Raw genomic sequence first — 24,703 nt, 5'->3', positions numbered from 1 at the left:
TTCTCATAGTTTATTGCTTGATTATCAAAAACAAAACAGTCGGATTGAAAGTTTCAATCCGACTGTTTTGTTAATTATGAATGATAAGCTTTAAGCCAGCAATTGTTCAGCCATGTTTGCAGCGGCTCTTCTTCCATCGCCCATGGCAAGGATAACGGTTGCACCACCACGTACAATATCACCACCTGCATAGATTTCTGGTTGTGAACTTTGCATCTGTTCGTTGACAGCGATAGTATCTTTGCGACCTAATTCAAGTCCCTTTACTGACTTTGGTACCAATGGGTTAGGAGATACACCTACGGCAACGATAACCTGATCACACTCAACAGTGACGGTCTCGCCTGTCAACTCTGGACGGCATCGTCCACTTGCATCTGGCTCTCCAAGTTTCATTACGTCTAATACAGCTGCACATACACGTCCCTTCTCATCTGCTTTATACTCTTGTGGATTATGGAGTGTGAGGAAGTTAATACCTTCTTCCTTAGCATGTTTCACCTCTTCAAGACGTGCAGGCATCTCTGCTTCTGAACGACGATAGACAAGTGTCACGTCTGCTCCTAATCGCTTAGCGGTACGGCAAGAGTCCATAGCTGTGTTACCACCACCGATAACCAAAACTTTCTTACCCATAATAATAGGTGTGTCGGTCTCTGGATTGGCTGCATCCATGAGGTTTACACGAGTCAGATACTCATTACTTGAAAGAATGTTGATGGCGTTCTCGCCTGGAATTCCCATAAAGTTAGGCAATCCAGCACCTGAACCAACGAAGATTCCCTTGAAGCCTTTCTCTTTCAACTCTTCTATGCTGATAGTCTTACCAACAATAGTATCAGTCTGGAAGTGTACACCGATGCGACGAAGATTATCTATTTCGACATCTACAATCTTGTTTGGTAGACGGAACTCAGGGATACCATATTTCAATACGCCACCAATCTCGTGCAGTGCCTCAAAGACATAGACATCGAATCCACGCTTAGCCATATCGCCTGCAAAGCTTAATCCTGCAGGGCCAGAGCCGATTACGGCAACCTTGATACCGTTGGCTGGAGCTACATCTGGTAATGCCATGTGTCCGCTCTCACGCTCGTAGTCGGCTGCAAAACGCTCAAGATAACCGATTGCAACGGCTGGTGAATTCATCTTTAGGTGGATACAACGACTCTCACACTGCTTCTCTTGTGGACAAACACGACCACATACGGCTGGTAGAGCTGATGTTTCCTTGAGTATCTTAGCTGCTTCGAGGAAGTTGCCACGCTCAATATTCTTGATAAAGTCTGGAATCTGAATGTTCACAGGACAACCCTCTACGCAAGAAGGTTTTGGACAGTCAAGACAGCGTTTAGCCTCTTGCATAGCCATTTCTGGTGTCAATCCGATATTTACTTCCTCCAAACGAGTTTTTGCACGATAGTCGGCATCAAGCTCTGGCATTTTCACACGTTCAATAGCTGTACGCTCCTTCGGTCTAAGTGCCTTGCGTAATGTGGTACGCCAAGCGTCGTCTGCCATCTCTTCTGATAGGTGGGTTGTATGTGCTGCAGCATTTTCTTTCTGGCAACTTTCTGTAGCCTTTCCCGCTTCGCAAGCTGTTTCTGCCTTGTTTTCCGCCAGGCACTCCCCTCCTTCGGAGGGGTTGGGGGAGGTCTCAATATCCTTAAATGTTCCCATTCGTTTGAACATCTCATCCCAATCTACGAGATCGCCATCGAACTCAGGGCCATCAATGCAGACAAAGCGGGTCTTACCACCAATTGTAAGACGGCAAGCACCACACATACCTGTTCCATCCACCATGATAGTGTTGAGTGAAACATCGTTAGGGATGCCGTATTTCTTAGCCAAAAGGGAGGTGAACTTCATCATGATAGGAGGACCAATAGCCAATACCTTATCTACGTGTTCACGCTGTATTACCTTTTCTACGCCCACAGTGATAACACCCTTCTCTCCGTATGAGCCATCATCGGTCATGATGATAACCTCATCAGAGTATTTCTTTACGTCATCTACCATGATAACTAACTCCTTGGTACGACCAGCAAGGACAGAGATAACCTTGTTACCTGCCTGCTTCAGAGCGGTAAGGATAGGGAGAATGGCAGCGATACCGATACCACCACCAGCACAGATAATCGTACCATAGTTCTCTATGTGGGATGGTGTACCAAGTGGTCCGACAATATCAGCAATCTCATCGCCTTCATTCAGCTGGCAAAGCTTTGTAGATGAGCGGCCTACCTCTTGAATAACCATAGTGATTGTTCCCTTTGTTGGGTCCGATTTCGCAATGGTGTAAGGTACACGTTCGCTGTGGTTGTCGACACGCACGATGATAAAGTTACCAGGACGGCAGCTTCGTGCAATGAGCGGGGTTTCTACTTCCAAGCAGAATACCTTCTCTGAAAACTGTTGTTTGTGGATAATCTTGTTCATGGAGTGGTAATAGATATTAAAAGTTCTCGTCCTAAATCCCCTTTGTACAATGGGTATTATCCAATTGTGAAGAGGTGTATGAAAGATTGGTTAGGATAAGAGACTTAGTTGTTTTTAATTATTGTTCGCGTTAATCATGCCCCTCCTTTTTAAGGGAGGGGCTGTATTTTTTAGTCCATCTTGTCGTCGAGAATCTTGAAACCACAGTAAGGTACGAGTACTTTTGGTACACGGATTCCCTCTGGAGTCTGGTTGTTCTCGATGATAGCTGCAACGATACGTGGCAGAGCAAGTGCTGAACCATTGAGTGTATGACAGAGTTCAATCTTCTTATCTTCTGTATGACGGAAGCGGCAGTGCAGACGATTAGCCTGATAGCTTTCAAAGTTTGATACGCTTGAAACCTCCAACCAACGCTCCTGAGCAGCACTCCATACCTCGAAATCATAGCAGAGAGCAGCTGTGAAACTCATATCTCCACCGCAAAGACGAAGGATGTGATATGGCAACTCCAGCTTTTTCAAAAGGCCTTCAACGTGTACAAGCATCTCTTCTAATGATTTATAAGAGTTCTCTGGCTTGTCAATACGTACAATCTCAACCTTGTCAAACTGATGCAAACGGTTCAAACCACGTACGTCCTTACCATAGCTACCAGCCTCACGACGGAAACAAGCAGAGTAAGCGCAACGCTTGATAGGTAGGTCTTGCTCGTTAAGAATCTCGTCACGGAAGATGTTGGTTACAGGAACCTCAGCCGTTGGGATGAGGTAGAGGTCGTCAAGTGTTGCGTGATACATCTGTCCCTCCTTATCTGGCAACTGACCAGTCGCCTGACCAGACTCCTGATTTACTACCAATGGTGGCTGTACCTCTAAGTAACCGCTCTTACGAGCTTCATCGAGGAAGAAGGCCTCTAAGGCACGCTGGAAGCGAGCCATCTTACCGATATAGAGTGGGAAACCAGCACCAGTAATCTTCACACCGAGGTCGAAGTCAACTAAATTAAACTTTTTCAGCAAGTCCCAATGGCACAAAGCATCAGCAGGTAGGGCAGGCTTCTCGCCACCTTCCTTTACAACAACATTGTCTTCGGCACTCTTACCTTCTGGTACAATCTCGTTAGGAATATTAGGAATGGTCAGCAAAACCTCCGTCATATCCTTCTGTGCCTTCTCCATAATTTCCTGGAGAGCCTTATCAGAAGACTTTAAGAGTGCTACCTCTTCCTTTATCTTGTTAGCTTCGTCTTTCTTTCCTTCTTTCATCAGTCCACCAATCTGCTTCGAGAGCTGATTCTGCTGCTGCTTGTTTGTGTCAAGCTTCTGCTGAGTCTCACGACGCAGACGGTCATATTCCAATACTTTCTCAACTGCCTCACGTGCACCATTGAAGTGTTTCTTCTCCAATCCTTTGATAACGCGTTCAGTTTCTTCACTGATGAGCTTTAATGTAAGCATAACGTTCTAATCTTTATTTTAATTTGTTTCTGAGAGCAAAGTTACGAAAAAACTTCTATAAGTCAAAAACATTTATATTACTTATTTTGTTATTTACTTGTAAGAATGGAGGGGGTAATTGGTTCTGTTTATGAAGCAAGTATTTACGAAAAATAATGCCATTATAAATGCTTTGCGTGTTTATAATTTTGCTATTTCCCAAATATGGAGTGATAAAGTCTACTGAGTTAGAAGAAGATTTATGGTGATTTTTATGATAGTAATGTTGTTTTTAATTTGCTGTCACTTTTAACATTTCTCACAAACCTCCTATTAATCAAGTGTTTGTATGCCTATGTGGGCTGAAAGGAGTGACAGGAAATTCAGTTTAAGAAATAGCTTGTATAATCTTATTAAGTCAGGAGAGCCTATGATATAGGTGAACTTTGTTATTTCTTAATGTCGGGGGAATCTTAGTTATAGTACTATTAAATTACACTTAATCCTTGTTTTAATGGAAGATACTCTCTGAGTCAGAGTGAATAGGGCTGATGTTCGTGTTGTTGGAATGCTGTCTTAATCCTTGTTTTAATGGAAGATACTCTCAGAGGGCAACCCATCCCGGTTCGAGCCCGGGTCTGGGGTCTTAATCCTTGTTTTAATGGAAGATACTCTCAGAGAAATCACGCTTCCTGGTTCTCGTAGTTCGTGACGAAGTCTTAATCCTTGTTTTAATGGAAGATACTCTCAGAGTATTGAGAAAGACTTGATACTATTTATTTTATTGTCTTAATCCTTGTTTTAATGGAAGATACTCTCAGAGTATTGAGAAAGACTTGATACTATTTATTTTATTGTCTTAATCCTTGTTTTAATGGAAGATACTCTCAGAGTATTGAGAAAGACTTGATACTATTTATTTTATTGTCTTAATCCTTGTTTTAATGGAAGATACTCTCAGAGTATTGAGAAAGACTTGATACTATTTATTTTATTGTCTTAATCCTTGTTTTAATGGAAGATACTCTCAGAGTAGTGTAAAGATCGAAGATTCTCCTTATATCGAGGTCTTAATCCTTGTTTTAATGGAAGATACTCTCTGAGACAACTACGTTAGTGTTTCGCTCAGTCTTGACAAGTCTTAATCCTTGTTTTAATGGAAGATACTCTCTGAGGTGAAGGACTTTTCAGAGTCCAAACCCTATGTTGTCTTAATCCTTGTTTTAATGGAAGATACTCTCTGAGTTTTATAAAAATATAAAATATACAATATGAGACATAAGTCTTAATCCTTGTTTTAATGGAAGATACTCTCTGAGGAAACTAAGTTTATTTATGTTTCTCTGTTTAGTGTCTTAATCCTTGTTTTAATGGAAGATACTCTCTGAGAGTATATTTATGCATTTTAATCGTTACTATATTGTCTTAATCCTTGTTTTAATGGAAGATACTCTCTGAGAGCAAAGACTTATGTTCCTTTGTGTACGAGTATTTGGGGTATGTTCAAGCTTTTAGAAACGCTTTTATTAACATAAATTAACCCATTTATTTGCGGGTGCAAAGTTACAAATAATTTTTAAGATGTCAAAGATCACTGCGTTAAATATTCTTTAGGAAATAATGTATTCTCTTTTGCTAAAAGAGTTTTGTTAGTTCTATCTCTTAGAAGAATAATGTGTTACGCGAACGAGTTATAATGTCTATACTTATATCTTCACCGATAATTTTCATTGCTTGTAATTGATCAGTGGAGACGGGGCATACGATGATGCTGTCATGATTGTCATAGAGCGACTGTACTTCTTCAAGGTCGCTTTTGATTAAGTCATAGACTTTCTTATTGAGGTCGGCAAGGAAGATAGAACGCTGTATGCGAGTACATCCTTTGCGTTCCAGATATTTTGCAATATGATAGCGCACCTTGTCGCTTTCTATATCATACATAACGAAGAATAGTATATTGGTAGCTGGCCGTTTGGGCTTGTTTACTACTCCCATAAGAAAGTCCACACGTTCTTGTAGTGTCTGCATGTTACTAAAATCACCTGTCTGTCGATTGATGGGAGGTGAGTTCTGTACACCAGCTCTCGAAAGTTTTCGTAGAATTTCTATGTATGGAATAGGTTTTCTCATTTTTGGTTTTTATATTTGTGTAAAGCTATCAAGAATTTAGACTTGTTTTGTCTTCTTACTTTTGTAGAAAAGCTTTAATTAAATCTGCAAGTAGTTCGTTCAGTTCTTCATTTGTTCCAAGTCTGGGAGATATGACGACGCTGAATCCGCGTTTACCATAAAATAGGTTTACCTCGGCTTCCTTTTGTCCTAATCGTGCTCGTATTTTCTTAGCATATTGTATATTAATAATCTCTGTTACTTGTAGTCCTGTTTCTTCTATAAAGAGTTTTAGTTCAGCAATTATTTCGTTGAGCCGTTCTGGTACATAGGCTGGATGTTGTTCTACTGGCAGTTGTGCCTTTGGATTAAGTTGCTGTCGAATACGTGTTAATATATCTTTGTCAGGATCTTTTGGTGAAGGAGCCTGTTTGTCGTCACTCTTCTTAATAACTTTGTCATGTTCGTCTTGTTCGTGTTTTATTTTGAAGAGCAAGTCTGGATTTGATTCGTCAAGATAAGCTTTAATATCAACAGGTATTGAATTTGGATTGAAATAAGCATTTGGGTCTATGCTGATAAAACATGCACGTGCAACATCTGAGGTCTTACTATCAGTTACTTGGGTCAAATTATGTCGCATGGCAAAAGTTGCAGCAAAGGCCTTGTAAAAAATAGAATATAATCCAGCATCATAGCATCGTTCTTTAAGCCGAAACATAACTTTCAGGCCATCCTCACTTGGTGACGTAAAACACATCATGACTTGTTCATCTTTCACTATATTATCACGTATAGTTTTCATTGAAAGTTGTTTAGATGATAGATGGTCAAAGTCCAGAATAAAACTTTCTGTGTAAGCGAAGTTCTCCTTTCTGCGGAAAGGTGGGTTAAATTGTCCACAAACAAAATATGGCAGTCTTCTTTTTAACTGCGCATAGGCTTTAGCATCCATGCTGTAAACTATACGTAGTTGCTGGATTGTTGCAGCAATAGTGTGTTTAGGGTTACGGAGGCTATTATAAAGATACTCTTCCTGTACCTTCTTTAATTCGTCAGCTGCAGATTGTATGTTTGTTCCGAATAGTAGCATAGTGTTCTCAGGTGAAAGTATTAATGTATTAGGGTTAGGAGACTAAACTGTTTTCAGTTTTCTCCTCGTTAATTCTTTACATTTCCTCTTTAAATTTTTGGGCAAGGGATTGTGCATAGAGTGAGAGTATAGTCAAACGAGACCTTGTTACTCCTTTTACGGTTACCACCTCGTCCATGTAGTCGTTGAGTGATTGTATGAGTACACGACGTCCAAGGGCTTCAAGCCAGTAAGAGCCATCTTCACGAACAGAATAAAACTCCTCTGTAATAACATTTTGTGCAAGAAGTGTATAGACAACATAATCTACCCAGATACGGTACATCTCGATGATATCATAGACAAGAACGGGACGATTGTAGTCGTCACGGTGTAGAACACCAATGTATGGGTCAACTCCTGCTTTAATAAGCGCTCCCTCAATGCGGCCGTAGAGGATACCATAACCATAATTGAGGAACGCATTTGTGATGTCGAGCGCAGGATGTTGTGAGCGGATATTGAAGCGAAACTGCTCCGGAAGGAATGCATTTATAGTGCTGAAATATATGCGTGAGGCTTGTCCCTCCCATCCACGTAACATAGGAGCTATATCATTAACAATGTCGCCATCAAGTGTACGGATTTTGTTGCGGTAGTCTTCTAATCTTGCTATGTTTTTTTCTGTATCTGTTTCCGGATGGTCATCATTGTTGAAAAGTAACATCAGAGCCTGTTGATTTTCTATCTTCTTGAGCAAGACTTCCTTTATCCAGTCTACAGCATTGTGAGAGTAGATAAAGTTCAACTGCCCTTTACGAATAGTAGAAATACTACCATATTTAGGACTCCATATACGTCCGATAGGTTTTCCAGTCTTGTCCATGAACATTACTTCTATCTCGTGTTCTATGGCGAGCATCACGGCATCACTTGTTATCTGTGCACCACGGCTGATTTGTATGCTATCTATGCCTACAGCAGGTATGCGTTGTTTACCCTCAGATGTATTGATAACGAAACCTTCATTGTCACGATTAAGTGAAACGCCAAATGTGTTGAGTATTAATTCCATAAAGTTAGATGTGTGTTTAAATCTTATTTTTATTCTTTATTATTGATGTCTGATAGAACTTGCCTATTTTAGGTAAGACGTCAGAAGGAATGCTTTATCTTGTTACAAGGAAGGTGATTCTCATTTTTTTCGCCTCCTTTTCCCGTGGTGCTAACGCTTAACACGTTGTGTGCGGAGCGTTCGCACTAATGGTGCGGAGGTCCTGTACATCCTCGTTTTATCAGAGAGCAATAGCTCTTATTTGATGGTCTTTATTAAAAGTCCTCAACCAATAAAGAAATCATCTGCTACGTGTAGACAATCACTGGCGCGTGTCATAGCAGTGTAGAGCCATTGATAAACTGAACGCTTCGGAGAGTGGCTGAGGCGTCGGGGGATGTCGAGATACACGTCCTTCCACTCTCCTCCTTGTGCCTTGTGACAAGTAAGGGCATAGCCATAGACAGCTCGGAGGGCATTGAGGTAAGGGTCGTTAAACATAGCAGTCTTGAAGGCATCAGTCTTGGGTTTGATATGCTGCTCCTTCATTCGTCGGTAGAAGTCGATGAAGAGAGCCTTTTGGGATTCTTGCGTAAGGTTGGTCATATTACCATAGAGGATGTCTTCTATGAGAAGCAGAGAGAAAGTTTGCTTGCTAACCATTTCTTCCACTTCAACTTGCAGGAAGGTGAGTCCTGCACGTCTTATGCGCCGTTCTGTGGAGATAACCTTTACGAGGTCACCATTCATGAGTCTTGTCGTATTGTTGTTCTGTGTGATAAGTAGGAGTTCGCCCACTTCAAGTAAGGATTTATTGAAACCGAGGGCAGGACGTACGATACTCGTCAGTATGTTGCAGGCGGCATTGCTTCCACAGAGAAGGGTGGCTTCTTCAAAGCCATTCTGCTTTACGTTGTTGATATAGGCATTGACTATTGATAGCTGGTTAGGATGTATCTTGATGTCTTTATAACCACGGAAAGGAAACTTTCCCCATTTTACTTGAGGCGGATTCTGATAGAGTGTGCGCATACGTGTGGCAGCGATGACAATGTCGTTGCCATCCTGCTGACGTACAATCTCATTGAGCGTAGCACGTTCAATAGTCATTCTGTGAACATCCTCCAGATATTCTTTGTCAAGCGCAGGCGAGAAGTCTTGCGAGATAGGAGGTAGCTGGCAGGCGTCTCCAACGAAGATAAAGCACCCCTTGTTGTCAAAGTTAATAAGGTCGTGCAGCAGCCTTCCTGTCCCGAAGATAGCCTGGGTGGGGTTCTTGTCAGGATGGTCAGAAATCATAGAGGCTTCGTCAATGATATAGACTTTGCGCTCATAATCAGAATTCTTTGCTGAGGCTGATGTAAATTGCAATAATAACTGTCCTGTATCGTCAATACCTTTTGAGTCGTCAATTTGGTTGACGACCTTTTCGATATCCTGATTGAAATCTGCAAAGGTATAGATGCAACTATGAACTGTCTTAGCCTCACATTCTGTCTTGTTGCTGAGAATCTTTGCCGCTCTGCCCGTTGAGGCAAGCAGCTGGAATTCTTTGTTCTGCTCGTTTATCCACTCAATGAGTGTCTTCATCAGTGTAGTCTTTCCGGTTCCAGCATATCCAGTAAGGATGAATGTGTTGGCACTGCTACCGTTGACAAAGTCTTTCAACTTATTGAAAGCCTGCTGTTGGGAAGGTGTCAGAATTATCTGCTTGTCTTTCTTTTTTGTCATTTCTTTGATAGCAATGATTAATATTCTCTGAACTGGACAAAGGAGAAACGTACAAGTTTTCGATGGTCTTCAGTTTCCTCTACAATTCGTTCTGTAGTAGATGCAACACAACGTATTCCCGCCTTCTTCAGTAGTCTGACAGCATAGTAGCAGAAAGTAAGTTCGCCCATAATGTGCACCGTTAGGTTTTCTGTAGGGTAGGTCTCCAGTATCATCGTTACACAGGCATCAGCCTCCTTTTGTACGTAAACTTTGCTAAGCTCCGGGTCAATATTCGGAAAGGCAATTTCCTGCAGTTCACCATATTCCCTCGCAGCTGATAGTTGCGAGGAAGACCAGGTCGCGAAAGGGTGGTTAGAGAGGTTGATGAACATAATTTTCGTTGATGATAATGTCATGTATGTCTTTTATACTCTTTTCGATTTTCTCAATAAGCTGTTTAGGACTAAATACTTGTTTACGGAAGCCTGCATGATTGAAATCGTTACGGATTTCTGTTGCGTTCTCAAAACTGTTTGATAAAGCTATCATAATTGGCAGTTTGATGAGTTCTCGCACTTTATTAAGAGCTTCATTCCCTTCTCCGTATTTTGGAAGTGTCCAAAGATTTTCTCTTTCTTGCCATCTTTTTCCTATAACATAAAAAGCCGTATTTACAAGGTTACGTGCGTCCTTATCAGTTATAGAAAGATTTTCGTTATGACAGATATATGTAACAACAGTTTCTTGTAGAATAGTAATAGCTTGTTGATACATTTGATTATCGTAGCACCATTGTGCTGCGTGCAATCCGTTGAGTATATTGGAATCTGTAGAGAACCTTGTAAAGGACTGCGTTATTTTATTAACTATAGGAATTAAAGGAATGATGATCTCTTTTGAGAGGTTCTCGATGTTCTTCTGTAATTTAGCAATGTTATCATTATGAGTAATCTCAAGTCCACGACACATTTGAAGATTATTTGTTATCCTCTGCAAAGAGTTGGAGAAATATTCCAAATTGCTAGCTTCCTTATTTTGACCACAAGTATTACGCAGAATTGGCTTAAACACTTGTTGGGTTAGTTGTGTCAGCTGTTCGCTACGTCCATTGTGTAAGAAATCGGCAGCAGCAAAGGTCCAGTCTTGAAGAACTGTCAGCGGTAGCAAATCTACGATAGGGGAACCCTCTTCGTTACGTGCTTCATAGTTGCCGTATGAAATATGTGCTATGCGGATGTTCTTTAAGAACTTTGCATAATTGCTAAGAACAAGAATGAGCATTGGTAAATAGCGGAAACTGTGGGTGAGGTCGAAGTAAAGTTCATCCCCATCCTGTATTAGCTCAAATGTAGTTTGGAATATCTTCCACATTTCGTCCTCATTCTTCCCATCGCAGATTGATACAGGTATAATATGTGAACGTAAATCCATTTTCTGGAGTAAAGTGCTCAGTCCCTCGTAGGCTATTTCTTCCTTCGTATGCGGATGTTTGCGTGATGATACCTCCCAGTTTAATTCTTTCGCTTTGTCTGTGAGCAGGATGCAAACCCTATCTTCTTCTGTCCAAGTTTCCTTACATCCAATCAACTCAAGTGTTGCCTGTTGGATGAATCTTGTTTCACTGGATTTAAAATCTCCTTGTGTGTATACACTTTTTTCGTATAGACCCGTCCCGAGAACGGATATGAATAGTTTTCGTGCCATTATTACTATTTGGTATTTATATAAAAAAGTTCTTTGTCGAGTAGTTGGAATAATGATTCTTGTGCTGACTGTCGATTTTCAAAGTCTTTCATACTAAATGAGAGAATATGATTGTCTGAACATTTTTCTATAGCTTCTGGTTTCATCTTTGCATCTGTAATGAAGAGTGCCTTAGATCCCAATCCACCATAGTTTTTCACAGCTGTGTTGAATTTATCAATATCTGTGTTGTCATATATTTGGGTCTTGCACTCTATCATAAGAAGTTTATAACCTGTATTGACAATTATGTCTATCTCATTTTTGGGATACTTATTATTATATGGATAAATGGTGTTTAACCAAATCTCTTTGGCATATTTCCATTTGCTAATCATCAGTGCAACGTCATATTCAAACCAGCCCGAGTTGAAAACAATCTGCATAATGTGTGGGGACTCAAATGTGTTTTCTTTAAATCCATATTTGCCACTCAGTGATAGAGTTATGTAATTTTCTTTTTTGTTCCATTCTATGTATGAACCATTGGAGGTTTGAAGTGTTCCTTTACTTTGATTGTTTATTTTTTTTTGTCCATCTTTTCCAGGTGTTGTTAATCTATTAAAATCGTTAAAGTTATATTGCCTTATAGCTTTTATTGCCTGTAAGATATCAAGATCATCTTCTGTATAGTCATCTAATAAGATATGTGACTTTGCAAGTTGACCATTGTACTGCATTAACTCTTCCATGTTGAGGCCTTTACAAGTCCATTTCTTTTGTTGGGTATAGTTGTAGCATATACTATTTTGATCGATGTATAACAATGTAACATTCTTCATCCCTTGTGTTTGTAAGGCAAATGAAAGAGCCCATGGCTTTGTTCCACCAGATAGGTTGATTGTTATCTCATCATCAGTAAGTTTGTGTAATAGTTTGTTAACAGAAACTTTGATAGTATCATAATCAACAGGTGGAAATTCTTGTAGATTGCATTCTTCAGAACAGAGGTTCTCTATATGTTTTGCTTCAGATGCGCTTTTCTCAGAATGCACAAGTATGACCTCGTCAGGAAAACTTTCTTTTATACCGAGAATAACAGGCATAGTTTGACCTCCGACAAGCGCTATATGTACCTTTTTTTTCATTGCTTAATCCTCTAATAATGTCATACGTATGAAACCTAAAGGTTTACAGGAACTATCAAGCCTTCTTGATTTAGGAAAGCTGTAATTACTATATCTTTGATTTTGAGGACGTGCTACAGGAACAATACTTTCGTTGAATTTTTCAAATGTTTCAGCCCATGCTCCAGTAATGAATCGCCATCCTGATCCTGCTCCTAAACGTAGGATACAGGAGGTCTTACTTGGGTCTTTGCATTTTTGTATCTGTTCCATAATGATTTCCAGGTTTTTAATGTATTTATCTACGTTTTCAGCATTTGGATTATTAATATGGTCTTGCCAATATTTTATTTCATGAGCTAATAAGCTCTTTGTATGTTGATTGATAGTAGAGAACATTTTATTGAGTGATGACATACATTCTGGTAGCTCTTGGACATATTTTTTTGCGTATTCATAAGCTTTTAAATCAAGTCTTATTTCGCAGACAGATGAATCTTTGGGCATCAATGTTTCAACCAACTGGCTTTTAGATGTATCCCAGTAGCTGTTTGTTTCCCGTTCATTAATACTAAATAATCTTACAATATTTTCATAATTATTACCGAAAACGGCATCTCCAATTTTGAGAAAACGGTATATATCTTTGTTCGGATTTTCTCCTAACAAGTGCTGCTCTATAGCTTTTGCATTAATCCTTGTAGGATTAACAAGATTTTCCACTTCATTTTTTTTATTGATAATATTGGATAGGACAGCTGTGCGTATTGCACCTTTGATAGAACTCCCTGGGATGTAGGGATCTCCTAAACCGTTATGAATAAAAGTTTGGAGGGTGTCATTTTCTTTAAGAGTTTCATACGTATGATCAATTCTGAAGCAATAATCATCAGTAATTGCTTTTGGAGCATAGGTCTTCATAAAGTCAATGATAGATTTTTTTCTTTCAATAGTTGCTATCCAAGCGTCTAATGCTTTTGTATCATTTTTTATCAGAGACATTATTTTTCGAGGAGATATAATACCTACATAATTATCACCCCCTTCTTGGAAATCTATGAAATCACTTCCATATTGCAGAATTTCACCAGAACCAATATGAACTCTGCTCACGATATCTATTTTGACTTTACTCATAGTTTAATATTTTAATAGGTACACTAAGAGGTAATCCGCTTCTGTAGACAGGATGCATTTCGTTACTGTTCCATGTGGGCTGTAAATCTACGACTTTTCCTTGTAATTGCTCTTTTGTAATGAAGTAAGAACCGACATTGAACATATATATGTTTTTTTTGTGAAGATGCCGATTTTTTTCATTACAGCTACCAGCCATAAAACCACCTCGAGGTAAAATGCTATACAGGGAGTTCTTGAGGTTGAGTTTTGGAAGCTCTTCTTCTGTTGGGATATAGAGTGAGAGAAGCAATTGTCCGTTACTATTTTCTTTTGTTTCCCCTAATTCTAATGTCCCTCCATATTCAACATTGAATTTGCCGCCACCAATATTTCGGTCTGTTCCTATTCCCTGTTCACCGAGTATGGTGAAGAGCTCATATAATTCTTTGAGTAATTCTTTTTTAGCATCAGTAAGAACATAGAGTCCAGCTTTATTATGATAAAAATCCCACTCGAAGAAGAAGGGTTCTGCATCTTTCCCTTTTTCCCGTGATACGCTAACTCGCTCATTTACTTGTGAACGTGAGATAATAGGAAATGATCCGTTATTCATTGAACCATAGAGCAGGTTCTTGTGTATTTGATTTTGATCTACATAAATTACTTCTCCTTTAATTAGTTGACTCCAAAGACTACTTTCTATATATTGGACTCCTTTAAGAATTTTACGTGTTAGACTTTCTTCTTTTTCTCTGATTCTAACCTGTAGGCGGCCTTGCGGTTTTGGTAGAAAAAGATGGTTTTCCCAAAAGGGGAAGGCTGAGCTGATAGAAAAAGAATTTATAAACTCTTTAATTTCTTTAGGGCCTTTAATTTGTACCCGCATAGCTGCCAATGCTGCAGAAAGAGTATCAGAATGTAGCGTGTGTGCAGAACAGTCTGTGGCCTCTCTGCCCATTCCTATATGTATGGGAGAGAGGTTAGTTAGCTTTATGATTGAGAATGTCTTCATACTCAATAAGTCTTTTCGTCTTCTTTTATTATTTTTATTCCAACTTGGCCGTATCCACGTGAACCGTTTCCTCCAAGGTAATCGTCATGTAGAAGGGTAATTCCTTGATTTAGAGTGCTTCTTAAACTACTTTCATCTTCTCCTTCAAAGATATTTAGAATCATTTCTAACTTGAAAAATGCCCCTGCTGGTACTCTTTCAAAAGTTCGTGGATTAGCCTTAGCTGTAATGCGATCTATATTTACTTCTGTTTTACTCTCGGTAAATGGTAAATCAGTATTGCTAAAGTCTAGTATGTCAGAACGTTTAAGTCCAAATATTTTTAGTTCATTTTCGTCATCATTTTGTGTTGCCATAACTGCATCTCTTACAATTAGGCGTGATGCATGATTTGACTCACTATCTCCTGCAGTACCAAACAATGCACCAGCTTTGCTTTGTGGATTGTTTGAAGGTTTACCTTCATTAGACTCTCCATTTGCTAATTCAACTAAACATCGTAGCTTCCCTTTAAGAGAACTTCCTGGTATATAAGGAATATTGGTTAAAGGGTTACGAACTACAAATTTATCTGGTCCACCAATGTTGAGTGCTGCATTTGTTCCACCAATGTGTAAACCGGTCTTTAATATAATAGTACCAGTATAGACAACTTTCTTTTTTAATCTTGTTGTAGTCATAGATAGTTCTTTATAATGTAATAATTTAATCTTTTCCTCCATACGCTTTATGGTATGCAAGGATAGCTTCTATAAGATTGCAGAAATTATTATAGGTTTTTTGATCTTTGACAAGAAGATATACTCTCTCAAAGATGAGTTTGAATAGTTTTAATCCTTTGTTTTTTTCATCTCTTCCAAAAGCATAGGCTACTTTCGGACGGAGTAAAAAGAAAGAAGCTTTTTCTATCTCAAATTTACCCATTTGTATTCTTTTTATTTCTCCATAAATACTGCGGATTTTAGAATTGGTAAGTCCATTCCTTGCCATATATTTTCCAAGGACTTCAGCAAAATCTGGAAGTCTCTCGTTGGCTCCTTCCGTAATCCAACTTTCATCAAAATTAGCTTTGGTTAAAATCTCTTCTGGAGTTTCAGACCCATCCTTGTTTGTATTCCAACTGTTTCTTCTCTTGTCGGGATACCTGTTCTCTTTGTAAGGTGTTACCATAATTGTTCTCTTTTAATTTATTTGTTTGTTCGTAGTTCTAATTCTGCCCATCTACACGCTAATGCCCATAGTTCTAAAGGATGATAGTAAGATTTTATAGTTTTGTTATTTAGACATGAACTATTACCACATATCTCTTTTATGTATTGATTAATTAATTCTTTCGCTTGTACGTTTTTTGTACGGTTCTTCATCCTGCCCATATCGTACGCAATCATCCAATAGGTTTTGAAGTTTGTAATTTTGTGTGAATCTATCTCTGCATTAGTTCTATGTCTGAGAACTTTTGATATAAAGGAACTCTTGATGGCATCATCAATGTGTAGTTCTTTTATCTCATTTTTTAGTGCTTCAACGGCTGGAAACTCTTCATCCCAATTCAATGCTGTGTTGAGTAGAGCAAAGGAATTCTTTTCTAATTGCTTGCATCGGTGTTTTTTAGCCCTATCTTCCTCAATAGCACTTTCTTCTGCACCTTTCATTATTGGAAACTTAGGTGATAGCAAGGTGACACCACCAGATATAGTTAAATTGGGATTGTTACAAGTGTATTTACGGAAATCTTCTCTTATACGTTTTGCAATCTCAACAGTTTTTTCCCAACTACCAACAATGAAAAGGTCGTCACCACCACTATATATGATGATTGATTTACTTGGATCTGTTTCTCTCCAGATCTCATTTAGATAACCTGAGAAGAAATAATCGAACGAACGGCTTAATGTTGCATAACGTGATAGAGATGTATATTGAGGATTTATACCAGCTTGGAATATACGTCCAAGGTTATCGACATCCATTCTTAGAACTCCTAATCGCCTAAAAGCATTATCTGTATCTGATTTATGGCATAGTTCCTCAAAAGTTGGTATTCTTGTGCAGCCTAATTCGTTTCCACCATAGTAGAATAAACCATAGACGGTATTAGAATTCTCGATTATTTTTACAAGGTTATCACCATCTTTGCTTGTATTGGCTTGTAAAATAGTTAGCGGTTCTTTTTCAAAACATATTTTATCTTTCACTTTTATTAATTCTTCTTGTTTCAGAAGGTAGTAATGGAAGCCTAATTGAGCAGGCTCTACAGAACATTTGTCTGCTAAATAAGGTACTTCTGATTCGCTGATGATAAGTAAATCAAAATCGCGGAGCTTATGGCCTAAAACTATTTGTTCTTTTGTAATATAACGGAGTGGTGAAAGTTCTCCCTCGCTGTAGCTTTGTTCGTTGGCAGGAATTTCTTCTCCAGAGATACAATCAAATTTATTGAGACCTGATTGTGGGCTAAAGAATCTTTTATAATCCTCTTCCATCATTGCTGCATATCTTTGATTTTTTCGTTGATCTTTTTTTATAAACAGATTCCCCCATAGTTTACCTATATCTTCTCCGTTTCTATGTAGTAAAGCATCATCAGAAACTGTAATGCTATCAATTGCAACATATAGTGATGTTCCATGTGTTGTGAATATTCTTTGTTCAATTTCTTTGATAGCTGTTTTAAGCTTCTGTTTGATACCAGTTGTATTAGGTGCTAGAAGATAAAATCCTCCACCACTATTATATATGATATTTGCTTGAAAGAGGTTTAGTTGTTTCAATAGATAACGCACAACTGCGTCTGATAACAAACGAATATAAAAAGATCGGCCTTTAAGGTTTTTACCAGCATATTTTGATACTATCTGATAGATATATGATTGAATTCCACTGAGGTCGGCACCAATGAGGAGGAAACGATCTTTTGGTTTTTCTCCTGAGCACATAAGATCGTAAAGGCAGATGGCTAGTGCTGTTGTTGTTTTGATATGATCATAGAGTGAAATATCTGGAGAGTGTGTTATATTGGATGGAATGAAAGAGGTGTATTTGTATAGTAATGTTAAGAGATTGCCTGAAAAAGTTTGGTAAGTACTGTGAGTGAGTGAGGCAAATTCACTTTTAAACCCCTTCCATAGATTGCTATAGTTAGGAACTTCAGTAATTTCCTGTTGAGGAAAATTATCAATAGAAGGTATCAGCTTCTGTACAGGAAGTTGATGCCATTCTTTATTCGTTAACAATTCATCTTGATTACCAATTGTTTCTAAAATGGGAATCAATCTTTCGTTCTTACAAGATTTCCAGTTGCTTTCGCTTTCAGTAGAATGTTCTTCTGTATAATCTTCTTTACCAGAAGATAATAATAATGCTTCTTTGATTATTTGTTCTATTTTATTAATCTGACCTTTGACTAAGCTCTTCAAATTGTCTTTGTTACTTGACTCGTTTTGAGTGTTTCTAAGCAACTTATTAAAGACCTGCTGGTTTTCCTTAATAAATAGTTTTGTCCACAAGGTATATTTAGCTTCTTGTTTTAAGTAGAATAGATCTTCAAGTTCACCTATATTTATCGGACTAGAAGTTATAGTAATATTCTCGGTGTCTGCTTTTTGGTAAAACTTTCCGATTTCGTGCAGTATAGCTGATAGGTAGATATGTTCTCTAATGTTGTTCATATTTATTTTTTACGTTATTTTTCTTAGTTATTATACCGAATCCCACACTTGTATGTTTGCCTATACCTATAAAGTCGGGCAAAGACAGATTACTTTTAAATTGTATGTCCATACATTGTAACGGAACTCGTTTGTATCTAACACTTCGTATGTTTTCGATAGCTGTTATGGAAACGTCAATCGTTGATGTAATATTTATTTCAAGCCCCTTGGCGAGGGATAATATATTGCCAATGAGGATTTTTTCGAGTATTTTTATATGTTCTATGAGACTCGTTGTTTCAGTATAAACTTTGTAGTTTGTTTCGTTTAGGGGTAGCCAATCCCGTATGCGGTAATCAAAACTACAATCCCAGCACTGTATTTCGGTCTGTAGGGCTTGTAAATTCTGTATAGGGAAAGTCCTTGTTTTATCCCTAATCCTTAGTTTATGGTCTTTATTTATGGAGAAAAATTGCCCTATAGAATCCACTCCCTTGCCAATGCAGGTGATAGCAGCTTTGCCGCCAATCCGCTTGTATTGTATCAGCGGATAGGAGTATCGTAGGGACGTACCATCGTGATTATGGAATAGGATATTACTTGAGGGAATTGCTGCAATAATGGCTCCACGAAATAGCGGGATTTCTGATCGCTGTAAGGGGGTATCAAACAGTATGGTCAGTGTCTTTATTTTGGTCATTGTTTTGGCTTTATATTTTAGGTTATGGGTGGCTTGTCACTCAATCAGACATCGTTCATTAAGGAATATACACTCCTTATAATATCGGTGTATCATGTTTAGGACTATAAATGCAAAGATAATGAAATATATTTAATTTATTTGGTAATTCCGAAAAATCTTTTAATAGATGATTGTTTTTTATAAATTTCACTTCATGTAGGTTGTTAAAACCTATTTTGGGTAATAATACCATGAATTGTGGAGTGAAACCATTTGTGGTTCTTACTTTAAACGTGTGGATGCTTTTCGTATATTTTTTAAGGGAGTAACAGAAGTTAGACATTATATAAAAACACAGCTAAGGAGCTTAACGGTCTATTCTATTATCGCCTTTCTATACAGAAAGCCTTTTCATTTTATTACTTCAAAAAGACCGATATGACTCTGAAAAAGAATTACATAATTTCAGATAAAAACTCTATGATAAAGGATAAAAATATATATAAAAAGTAGGTTTGCAACTAAAAGGAAATCAGTTAGTTATATTGTGGTAAAGTAAAAGGTGCCTAATTTGACTTCTAAAGGGCGTTAATAACACGCCAAAAGGGCATCTTTTGCAAGTCAATTAGGCGTTTTTTAGAACCTCAATGAGCATACATTGGTTGCGAATTAAATCAAAATAGTTTACAGGCGCCAATGACATGGGGATAAGTTATTTGTAGAATACGAATCGACATAGTATCTATTTGCATCTTATCTTGCGGGCTAACCCCTTGATAAGACCATCTAATTTGATATAATCATACTAATCAAGTGTACAAGTTTTTATTCTATTTTTAATCTATGTGTTTAACGGAAGGACTATAAATATTCTCAAATGTAGTGATATAGTTTAATCAAACAAATCGAGCGAATAGATATCTCTGGTTTATGCTTGACAGAATGATATTTTCTTTATCTACTCCTCTGAAATCCTTCAAGTTGGTCGTATTGGTTGTCTTTCATCTTCACACTTATTCCAGTAATCCAACGGCGGTGAGTGGTTATGAAGATGATACCGAGGAGGGAAAGGAGCGTATTGGTGAGGGTAGGTTGGTTGAGCCACCATGTACCCAGTGCAGTGATGGGGAGTGGGCTGATGATGGTAATGATTGTTGTGATGAGTTGTATATAGTTAGTATTTGCATTCTTACCTGTGTGGGTAGCTTGCATAGAGAATGTTACCTTATTATATATTGCCATTTGAAATAGAATACGATAGGCAACACCAGCCGCAAAGAGGGCATAAGATAGTATTGTCCAAAAACTTATCTTCCCAATAAGTGCGATAGGAAGAAAGGCGAGGAGTGGAATTAATAGTAAGGTGGTATAGAGGTAATATTTAGCCAACAGAAGATTTTGGATGCTATTGCGGTGCATTAATAAGCACTCGTAGTAATTGCCCTCATAGCACATGATTCTTAAGAGTGAACTAAGCCCATAGGTGATGAAGCTATAGTAGAGGAAGCCATTACTCTTAACCATGTCACTCTCTGGATCAATAGCAGTGATTAAGCTAAAGAGAAAGATAGCCAAAGTGTTGAAAATGAAACTGAGGCGCATCTTTTTATTGCGGAGAATACTCCATATTTCAAGTTTAAGAAACTCTCCGATTTGATTGAATCGGTCGAAGATAGTAAGACTAATACTATTCTTTTCACTTTTAGGAGGTGCTGCCGTGTATTGCTCTTGGCGAATGCGATGTTCAAGTACATTGCGGTTTAGCAATACCATTCCTATCAGTAGCAATACCATTACAGCATATATCCATAGCTCTCCTCTTATCATTGCATTACCTATCTCTCCCCAACGATGGAGGTAACCTTGTGGGGATGGGAAGAAAATTGCTATTAATCCGATGAATAAATACGTAAAAATCGGTATGATCCAGTACCACAGTCCACGTGCTGTCAGTACTTGTGTAAACTGGAAGAACTGTCCGTTAATAAGTAGAAGAAGGTAGAGGCCTGCTGTGTAGCCAATCATAGCCGTTGCACCCAACTCTGGGATAACGGTTTTGATACCAAAGGGAATACAGATAAAGAGGAGGTTAGCGTTCTTGAAAACTATCAACTGGCGGAGAATTAGATAGTCTGTGTAGCTGTGTTTGGGAAGTGGTAGGAGCAGGTAAGGGCGGATATGCATCAACAGCCGATGGTCTGTTGTATATCTGAAAAGATAATCAATAAACAGAAATACAGGCAGTAGGGCATAGATGAAGCTATAAGTTCCAAGATTATCCAAGATGGCAATGTCTGCTAATCTATATCCTATCCAAGCAAAATAGGCATAAAGAAAGACAGCCAACACGTAGTAAAAATACTTTGCTACGTTGTTGGCTTGCCATATTTTATTTCTCCTACCTGATAGGTAGAAGTGCTTATGCAATGTTTGTATAGCTTCCCAGTAAGTCATTTATCTCAAGTCTATCACCTCAGCGGATGGATAGTTTTTCTTATTGAAAGTAAAGATATCGTCTGAGAGATTCTTGCGCTGAATACCAGAGACGGTGATAGTAGTCCACTTATTAGCCTGCTTAATCTTGATTTTTTGTAGCTGATAGGCTTTATTAACCGTTACGTATGCCTCTGGAATATTACGTTTTGGGTTGGTAGCTTTCATGTGTACCACGTAAGAACCACCTTCGTTCGTCATCGAGAGATTATAGCCCTGACGATACAATGTCATCAATGCATAAGGATTCATTGAAAGGCGCTGTGCTTCAGTAGGTGTAGAAACGTTCACCTCGTCAGTAGACTTCATGTATGACCATTGTGTAGTACCATTAAACCATACGGTTGTCTGCGGTGTTGTGGCAACAAACTTAACACCTTTCACGGAAATATTACCCGCTGTTCTACCTACGGCACCGGGTCTGGAAAGTTCGAAACGAGCCGTAAAGCCACCCAAGTTCGAAATGTTGGCAGCAGCTTTGTCCATACAAGCCTTAGCCTGATTCGCGTTCTGTGCAAACACACTATTTGCCATAACCATGGCAACAAGCAATAATAAATATTTAATCTGTTTCATTGTTTTATCGTTTAATGATTATAATAGTTTTATGTATAGGATTTATTGTCCACGCAGAATTGTAAGTAGGTTGTCAAGACTTACCTCGTCACTTATCAGAACTTCACGTGGCTTTGAACCCTTAGCAGCACCTACGATACCAGCTTTCTCCATTTGATCCATCAGACGACCAGCACGGTTGTAGCCGATAGACAAACGACGCTGAATCATACTTGTTGAGCCTTGCTGAGTAACAACAATAGCACGTGCTGCCTCCTCAAATAATGGGTCAAGTGTCTGTGCATCTAATGAACCACCTCCACCAACTTCTTCATCCGTCAATGGTTCTGGGATTTCCAATGGACGGACAGGGCCTAACTGGTTAGCAATGAACTTTGTAATGTTCTCTACTTCTGGTGTATCAACAAAGGCACATTGTACACGGACAGGGTCAGCACCATTGAGATAAAGCATATCACCACGTCCAACAAGCTGTTGTGCACCTGGTCGATCAAGAATGATACGTGAGTCCATCATTGCTCCTACACGGAAAGCAATACGTCCAGGGAAGTTTGCTTTGATGTTACCCGTGATAATCGTTGTCGTTGGTCGCTGGGTTGCAATAATCATGTGAATACCAATTGCACGTGCCAACTGTGCAATACGTGTGATAGGCATCTCCACTTCCTTACCTGCAGTAAGAATCAAGTCACCGAACTCGTCAATGATAACCACGATGTATGGCATGTATTCATGTCCTTCTTCTGGGCTCAGTTCGTGTCTGAGATACTTCTGGTTATATTCCTTTATGTTTCTAACACGAGCCGCTTTCAGTAAGTCATAACGTTCATCCATCAATACACAAAGACCTTTCAGTGTCTTTACAACCTTTTGAACGTCTGTGATGATTGGTTCCTCTTCATTCTCCTCAACAGCTGCCATGAAAGGTTTGGCTATAGGAGAGTAAACACTGAACTCTACCTTCTTTGGGTCAACCAGTACAATCTTTAGTTCGTTAGGATGTTTTTTATAAAGAAGGGAGGTGATAATAGCATTTAAACCGACTGACTTACCCTGTCCGGTAGCACCCGCAACGAGTAGGTGAGGAATCTTAGCAAGGTCGACCATGTATACCTCATTGGTGATAGTCTTACCCAATGCGATTGGTAACTCCATTGTAGAGTCTTGGAACTTGCGTGAGTTCAGAATAGAGAACATTGATACAATGTTTGGCTTAGCATTTGGAACCTCAATACCAATCGTACCCTTGCCTGGCATAGGAGCAATTATACGGATACCAATAGCCGCCAAACTCAGCGCAATATCATCTTCAAGGTTTTTAATCTTAGAGATTCTGACACCCTGTGCAGGGGTAATCTCGTAAAGAGTAATTGTTGGACCGACTGTTGCACGAATACTACGAATCTGTACACCAAAGTCGTTCAATACCTTGATGATACGATCCTTGTTTGCTTCTAACTCCTCTTGGCTAACATAGTTAGTCTTAGAGTCAGAGGAATATTCCTTTAATAGATCGAGTGATGGGAACTTCCACTTTGTGAAAGGTTCACGAGGATTAATCGGAGTCAGTGGGAGGTTGTTGTTTGCAAGCGTCTTGCTATTAGCTTTCTCTTCAGCTTTCTTCTCCTCAACCTCAAAGCCTGGAGCCTCTTTCTCTGCTGTTTTTCCAGCTGCTTGATTGCCGTTAGGTGAATAGAGCGTGTCTGGCTCTTGAGGAACGATTGTCGGTTCCGTTGGCAAGTCGATAGGCTCGGCAAGGGTAGGGTCAACATATTCTATTGGTTCAACTGGTTCATCCTCAATGATAACCTCGTCATCGTAGAGGTTTTCTGTGTTGTCCCCTTTGCTGTCATGTACCACCGTAAACTTTACCTTGTCACGAATGTAACCAAAAGGATTAATCATCTTGCGCACAACAGTAATTGTTTCTGAAGTGATATAGGTAAGATAAGCCAACATGACAATCACCAATATAGCTATCAGTCCTGGTGTACCAACAAGGTTTTCCATGTATTGTACACAGAAAGCACCGTGATCTCCTCCTGGATTATACACTTGATCACCCATCAGTGGGGTGAGTGCTTTGGCAAAAGTAACAGAAAGCCATATCATTACCAAAGCCATTCCCATGAACCACTTCAAAAGGTTCAGCTTCTTATAGGCTCCCATCATACGGACACCACAAAGCGCAATGAAGGCTGGAATGATAAAGGCTGGAATACCAAAGCAACGGGAAATAAGACCGTATGAAATGATAGCACCGAGTGAACCGCACGCATTTTGGAAAATTCTATTTGCGTTCTCCACCTCTCCTGGACGTAGGTCGGTAACTAAACTTTGGTCAGCTGCACCTGTACTGAAATAGCTAAAAAAAGCAACACAGATATAGATGGAAACGCATAAAAGGATGAGTCCGACAACAAAGCCAGTCTTGTCGTTAATAATGTTATTTAGTCCGAGTGCCTCGGTGAAAGTCTTGCTTTTATGTTCAGTTTTCTTCTTTGCCATTTATCGTTATTCTTT

General features: G+C 38.9%; 18 protein-coding genes and 1 CRISPR repeat array. All 18 genes read right to left on the bottom strand.

The features are described from left to right. Nucleotides 1-90: 90 nt before the first annotated feature. Nucleotides 91-2,448: a bifunctional dihydroorotate dehydrogenase B NAD binding subunit/NADPH-dependent glutamate synthase gene (locus tag PMEL_RS07280; RefSeq protein ID WP_120174715.1), complete on the bottom strand. Its 2,358-nt coding sequence runs from the start codon at nucleotides 2,446-2,448 to the stop codon at nucleotides 91-93. Between the two features lie 170 nt (nucleotides 2,449-2,618). Further along, a complete protein-coding gene (serS, locus tag PMEL_RS07275) occupies nucleotides 2,619-3,908 on the bottom strand; it encodes a serine--tRNA ligase (protein ID WP_120174714.1) in 1,290 nt (429 codons plus the stop codon). Between the two features lie 475 nt (nucleotides 3,909-4,383). Further along, nucleotides 4,384-5,346: direct repeats of the CRISPR family, unit length 37 nt; unit sequence GTCTTAATCCTTGTTTTAATGGAAGATACTCTCAGAG. A 203-nt stretch (nucleotides 5,347-5,549) separates the two neighbouring features. After that, nucleotides 5,550-6,020, bottom strand: a complete 471-nt coding sequence (gene cas2 / locus PMEL_RS07270) for a CRISPR-associated endonuclease Cas2 (RefSeq protein WP_120174713.1) — start codon at nucleotides 6,018-6,020, stop codon at nucleotides 5,550-5,552. Nucleotides 6,021-6,075: 55 nt separating this feature from the next. Next, nucleotides 6,076-7,092, bottom strand: a complete 1,017-nt coding sequence (locus tag PMEL_RS07265) for a CRISPR-associated primase-polymerase type B (RefSeq protein ID WP_120174712.1) — start codon at nucleotides 7,090-7,092, stop codon at nucleotides 6,076-6,078. A 76-nt stretch (nucleotides 7,093-7,168) separates the two neighbouring features. Then, nucleotides 7,169-8,146: a CRISPR-associated endonuclease Cas1 gene (cas1, locus tag PMEL_RS07260; protein ID WP_120174711.1), complete on the bottom strand. Its 978-nt coding sequence runs from the start codon at nucleotides 8,144-8,146 to the stop codon at nucleotides 7,169-7,171. A gap of 264 nt (nucleotides 8,147-8,410) precedes the next feature. Further along, nucleotides 8,411-9,856: an ATP-dependent RecD-like DNA helicase gene (locus tag PMEL_RS07255; protein WP_120174710.1), complete on the bottom strand. Its 1,446-nt coding sequence runs from the start codon at nucleotides 9,854-9,856 to the stop codon at nucleotides 8,411-8,413. 17 nt (nucleotides 9,857-9,873) lie between these two features. Then, the gene (locus PMEL_RS12360; protein ID WP_231999441.1) at nucleotides 9,874-10,026 is read right to left on the bottom strand and encodes a hypothetical protein; all 153 of its coding nucleotides are present in this window, start codon (nucleotides 10,024-10,026) and stop codon (nucleotides 9,874-9,876) included. A gap of 184 nt (nucleotides 10,027-10,210) precedes the next feature. Beyond that, the gene (gene csx2 / locus PMEL_RS07250) at nucleotides 10,211-11,542 is read right to left on the bottom strand and encodes a TIGR02221 family CRISPR-associated protein (protein ID WP_231999440.1); all 1,332 of its coding nucleotides are present in this window, start codon (nucleotides 11,540-11,542) and stop codon (nucleotides 10,211-10,213) included. A 5-nt stretch (nucleotides 11,543-11,547) separates the two neighbouring features. Further along, a complete protein-coding gene (locus PMEL_RS07245) occupies nucleotides 11,548-12,669 on the bottom strand; it encodes a Card1-like endonuclease domain-containing protein (protein ID WP_120174709.1) in 1,122 nt (373 codons plus the stop codon). Between the two features lie 3 nt (nucleotides 12,670-12,672). Continuing rightward, a complete protein-coding gene (csm5, locus tag PMEL_RS07240) occupies nucleotides 12,673-13,785 on the bottom strand; it encodes a type III-A CRISPR-associated RAMP protein Csm5 (protein WP_120174708.1) in 1,113 nt (370 codons plus the stop codon). Further along, complete coding sequence (gene csm4 / locus PMEL_RS07235; protein WP_120174707.1) at nucleotides 13,778-14,779, bottom strand: type III-A CRISPR-associated RAMP protein Csm4; 1,002 nt, start codon at nucleotides 14,777-14,779, stop codon at nucleotides 13,778-13,780. The genes csm5 and csm4 overlap by 8 nt, the downstream gene beginning before the upstream one ends. Before the next feature lie 2 nt (nucleotides 14,780-14,781). Continuing rightward, entirely contained in the window at nucleotides 14,782-15,501 is a 720-nt protein-coding gene (gene csm3, locus PMEL_RS07230; RefSeq protein ID WP_231999439.1) for a type III-A CRISPR-associated RAMP protein Csm3, read from the bottom strand. Continuing rightward, nucleotides 15,485-15,949: a type III-A CRISPR-associated protein Csm2 gene (csm2, locus tag PMEL_RS07225; protein WP_120174706.1), complete on the bottom strand. Its 465-nt coding sequence runs from the start codon at nucleotides 15,947-15,949 to the stop codon at nucleotides 15,485-15,487. Before csm2 ends, csm3 begins: the two co-directional genes overlap by 17 nt. A 17-nt stretch (nucleotides 15,950-15,966) precedes the next feature. Beyond that, nucleotides 15,967-18,447, bottom strand: coding sequence for a type III-A CRISPR-associated protein Cas10/Csm1 (gene cas10 / locus PMEL_RS07220; protein WP_120174705.1), 2,481 nt, complete (start codon nucleotides 18,445-18,447; stop codon nucleotides 15,967-15,969). Next, a complete protein-coding gene (locus PMEL_RS07215; protein ID WP_120174704.1) occupies nucleotides 18,434-19,129 on the bottom strand; it encodes a CRISPR-associated endonuclease Cas6 in 696 nt (231 codons plus the stop codon). Before PMEL_RS07215 ends, cas10 begins: the two co-directional genes overlap by 14 nt. A 936-nt stretch (nucleotides 19,130-20,065) precedes the next feature. Beyond that, nucleotides 20,066-21,565, bottom strand: coding sequence for a DUF5687 family protein (locus PMEL_RS07210; RefSeq protein WP_120174703.1), 1,500 nt, complete (start codon nucleotides 21,563-21,565; stop codon nucleotides 20,066-20,068). Next, the gene (locus PMEL_RS07205) at nucleotides 21,566-22,180 is read right to left on the bottom strand and encodes a LolA-like putative outer membrane lipoprotein chaperone (RefSeq protein ID WP_120174702.1); all 615 of its coding nucleotides are present in this window, start codon (nucleotides 22,178-22,180) and stop codon (nucleotides 21,566-21,568) included. A 42-nt stretch (nucleotides 22,181-22,222) separates the two neighbouring features. Further along, a complete protein-coding gene (locus PMEL_RS07200; protein WP_120174701.1) occupies nucleotides 22,223-24,688 on the bottom strand; it encodes an FtsK/SpoIIIE family DNA translocase in 2,466 nt (821 codons plus the stop codon). Nucleotides 24,689-24,703 lie beyond the last annotated feature (15 nt).

It is taken from the genome of Prevotella melaninogenica (genome assembly GCF_003609775.1).
GTDB lineage: Bacteria > Bacteroidota > Bacteroidia > Bacteroidales > Bacteroidaceae > Prevotella > Prevotella melaninogenica_A.
This window is presented reverse-complemented; position numbering and strand designations above follow the sequence as displayed.

Coding starts and splice junctions, on each gene's coding strand:
- PMEL_RS07280 (WP_120174715.1), bottom strand. CDS start 2,448: ATGAACAAGATTATCCACAAACAACAGTTTTCAGAGAAGGTATTCTGC.
- serS (WP_120174714.1), bottom strand. CDS start 3,908: ATGCTTACATTAAAGCTCATCAGTGAAGAAACTGAACGCGTTATCAAA.
- cas2 (WP_120174713.1), bottom strand. CDS start 6,020: ATGAGAAAACCTATTCCATACATAGAAATTCTACGAAAACTTTCGAGA.
- PMEL_RS07265 (WP_120174712.1), bottom strand. CDS start 7,092: ATGCTACTATTCGGAACAAACATACAATCTGCAGCTGACGAATTAAAG.
- cas1 (WP_120174711.1), bottom strand. CDS start 8,146: ATGGAATTAATACTCAACACATTTGGCGTTTCACTTAATCGTGACAAT.
- PMEL_RS07255 (WP_120174710.1), bottom strand. CDS start 9,856: ATGACAAAAAAGAAAGACAAGCAGATAATTCTGACACCTTCCCAACAG.
- PMEL_RS12360 (WP_231999441.1), bottom strand. CDS start 10,026: ATGGGCGAACTTACTTTCTGCTACTATGCTGTCAGACTACTGAAGAAG.
- csx2 (WP_231999440.1), bottom strand. CDS start 11,542: ATGGCACGAAAACTATTCATATCCGTTCTCGGGACGGGTCTATACGAA.
- PMEL_RS07245 (WP_120174709.1), bottom strand. CDS start 12,669: ATGAAAAAAAAGGTACATATAGCGCTTGTCGGAGGTCAAACTATGCCT.
- csm5 (WP_120174708.1), bottom strand. CDS start 13,785: ATGAGTAAAGTCAAAATAGATATCGTGAGCAGAGTTCATATTGGTTCT.
- csm4 (WP_120174707.1), bottom strand. CDS start 14,779: ATGAAGACATTCTCAATCATAAAGCTAACTAACCTCTCTCCCATACAT.
- csm3 (WP_231999439.1), bottom strand. CDS start 15,501: ATGGAGGAAAAGATTAAATTATTACATTATAAAGAACTATCTATGACT.
- csm2 (WP_120174706.1), bottom strand. CDS start 15,949: ATGGTAACACCTTACAAAGAGAACAGGTATCCCGACAAGAGAAGAAAC.
- cas10 (WP_120174705.1), bottom strand. CDS start 18,447: ATGAACAACATTAGAGAACATATCTACCTATCAGCTATACTGCACGAA.
- PMEL_RS07215 (WP_120174704.1), bottom strand. CDS start 19,129: ATGACCAAAATAAAGACACTGACCATACTGTTTGATACCCCCTTACAG.
- PMEL_RS07210 (WP_120174703.1), bottom strand. CDS start 21,565: ATGACTTACTGGGAAGCTATACAAACATTGCATAAGCACTTCTACCTA.
- PMEL_RS07205 (WP_120174702.1), bottom strand. CDS start 22,180: ATGAAACAGATTAAATATTTATTATTGCTTGTTGCCATGGTTATGGCA.
- PMEL_RS07200 (WP_120174701.1), bottom strand. CDS start 24,688: ATGGCAAAGAAGAAAACTGAACATAAAAGCAAGACTTTCACCGAGGCA.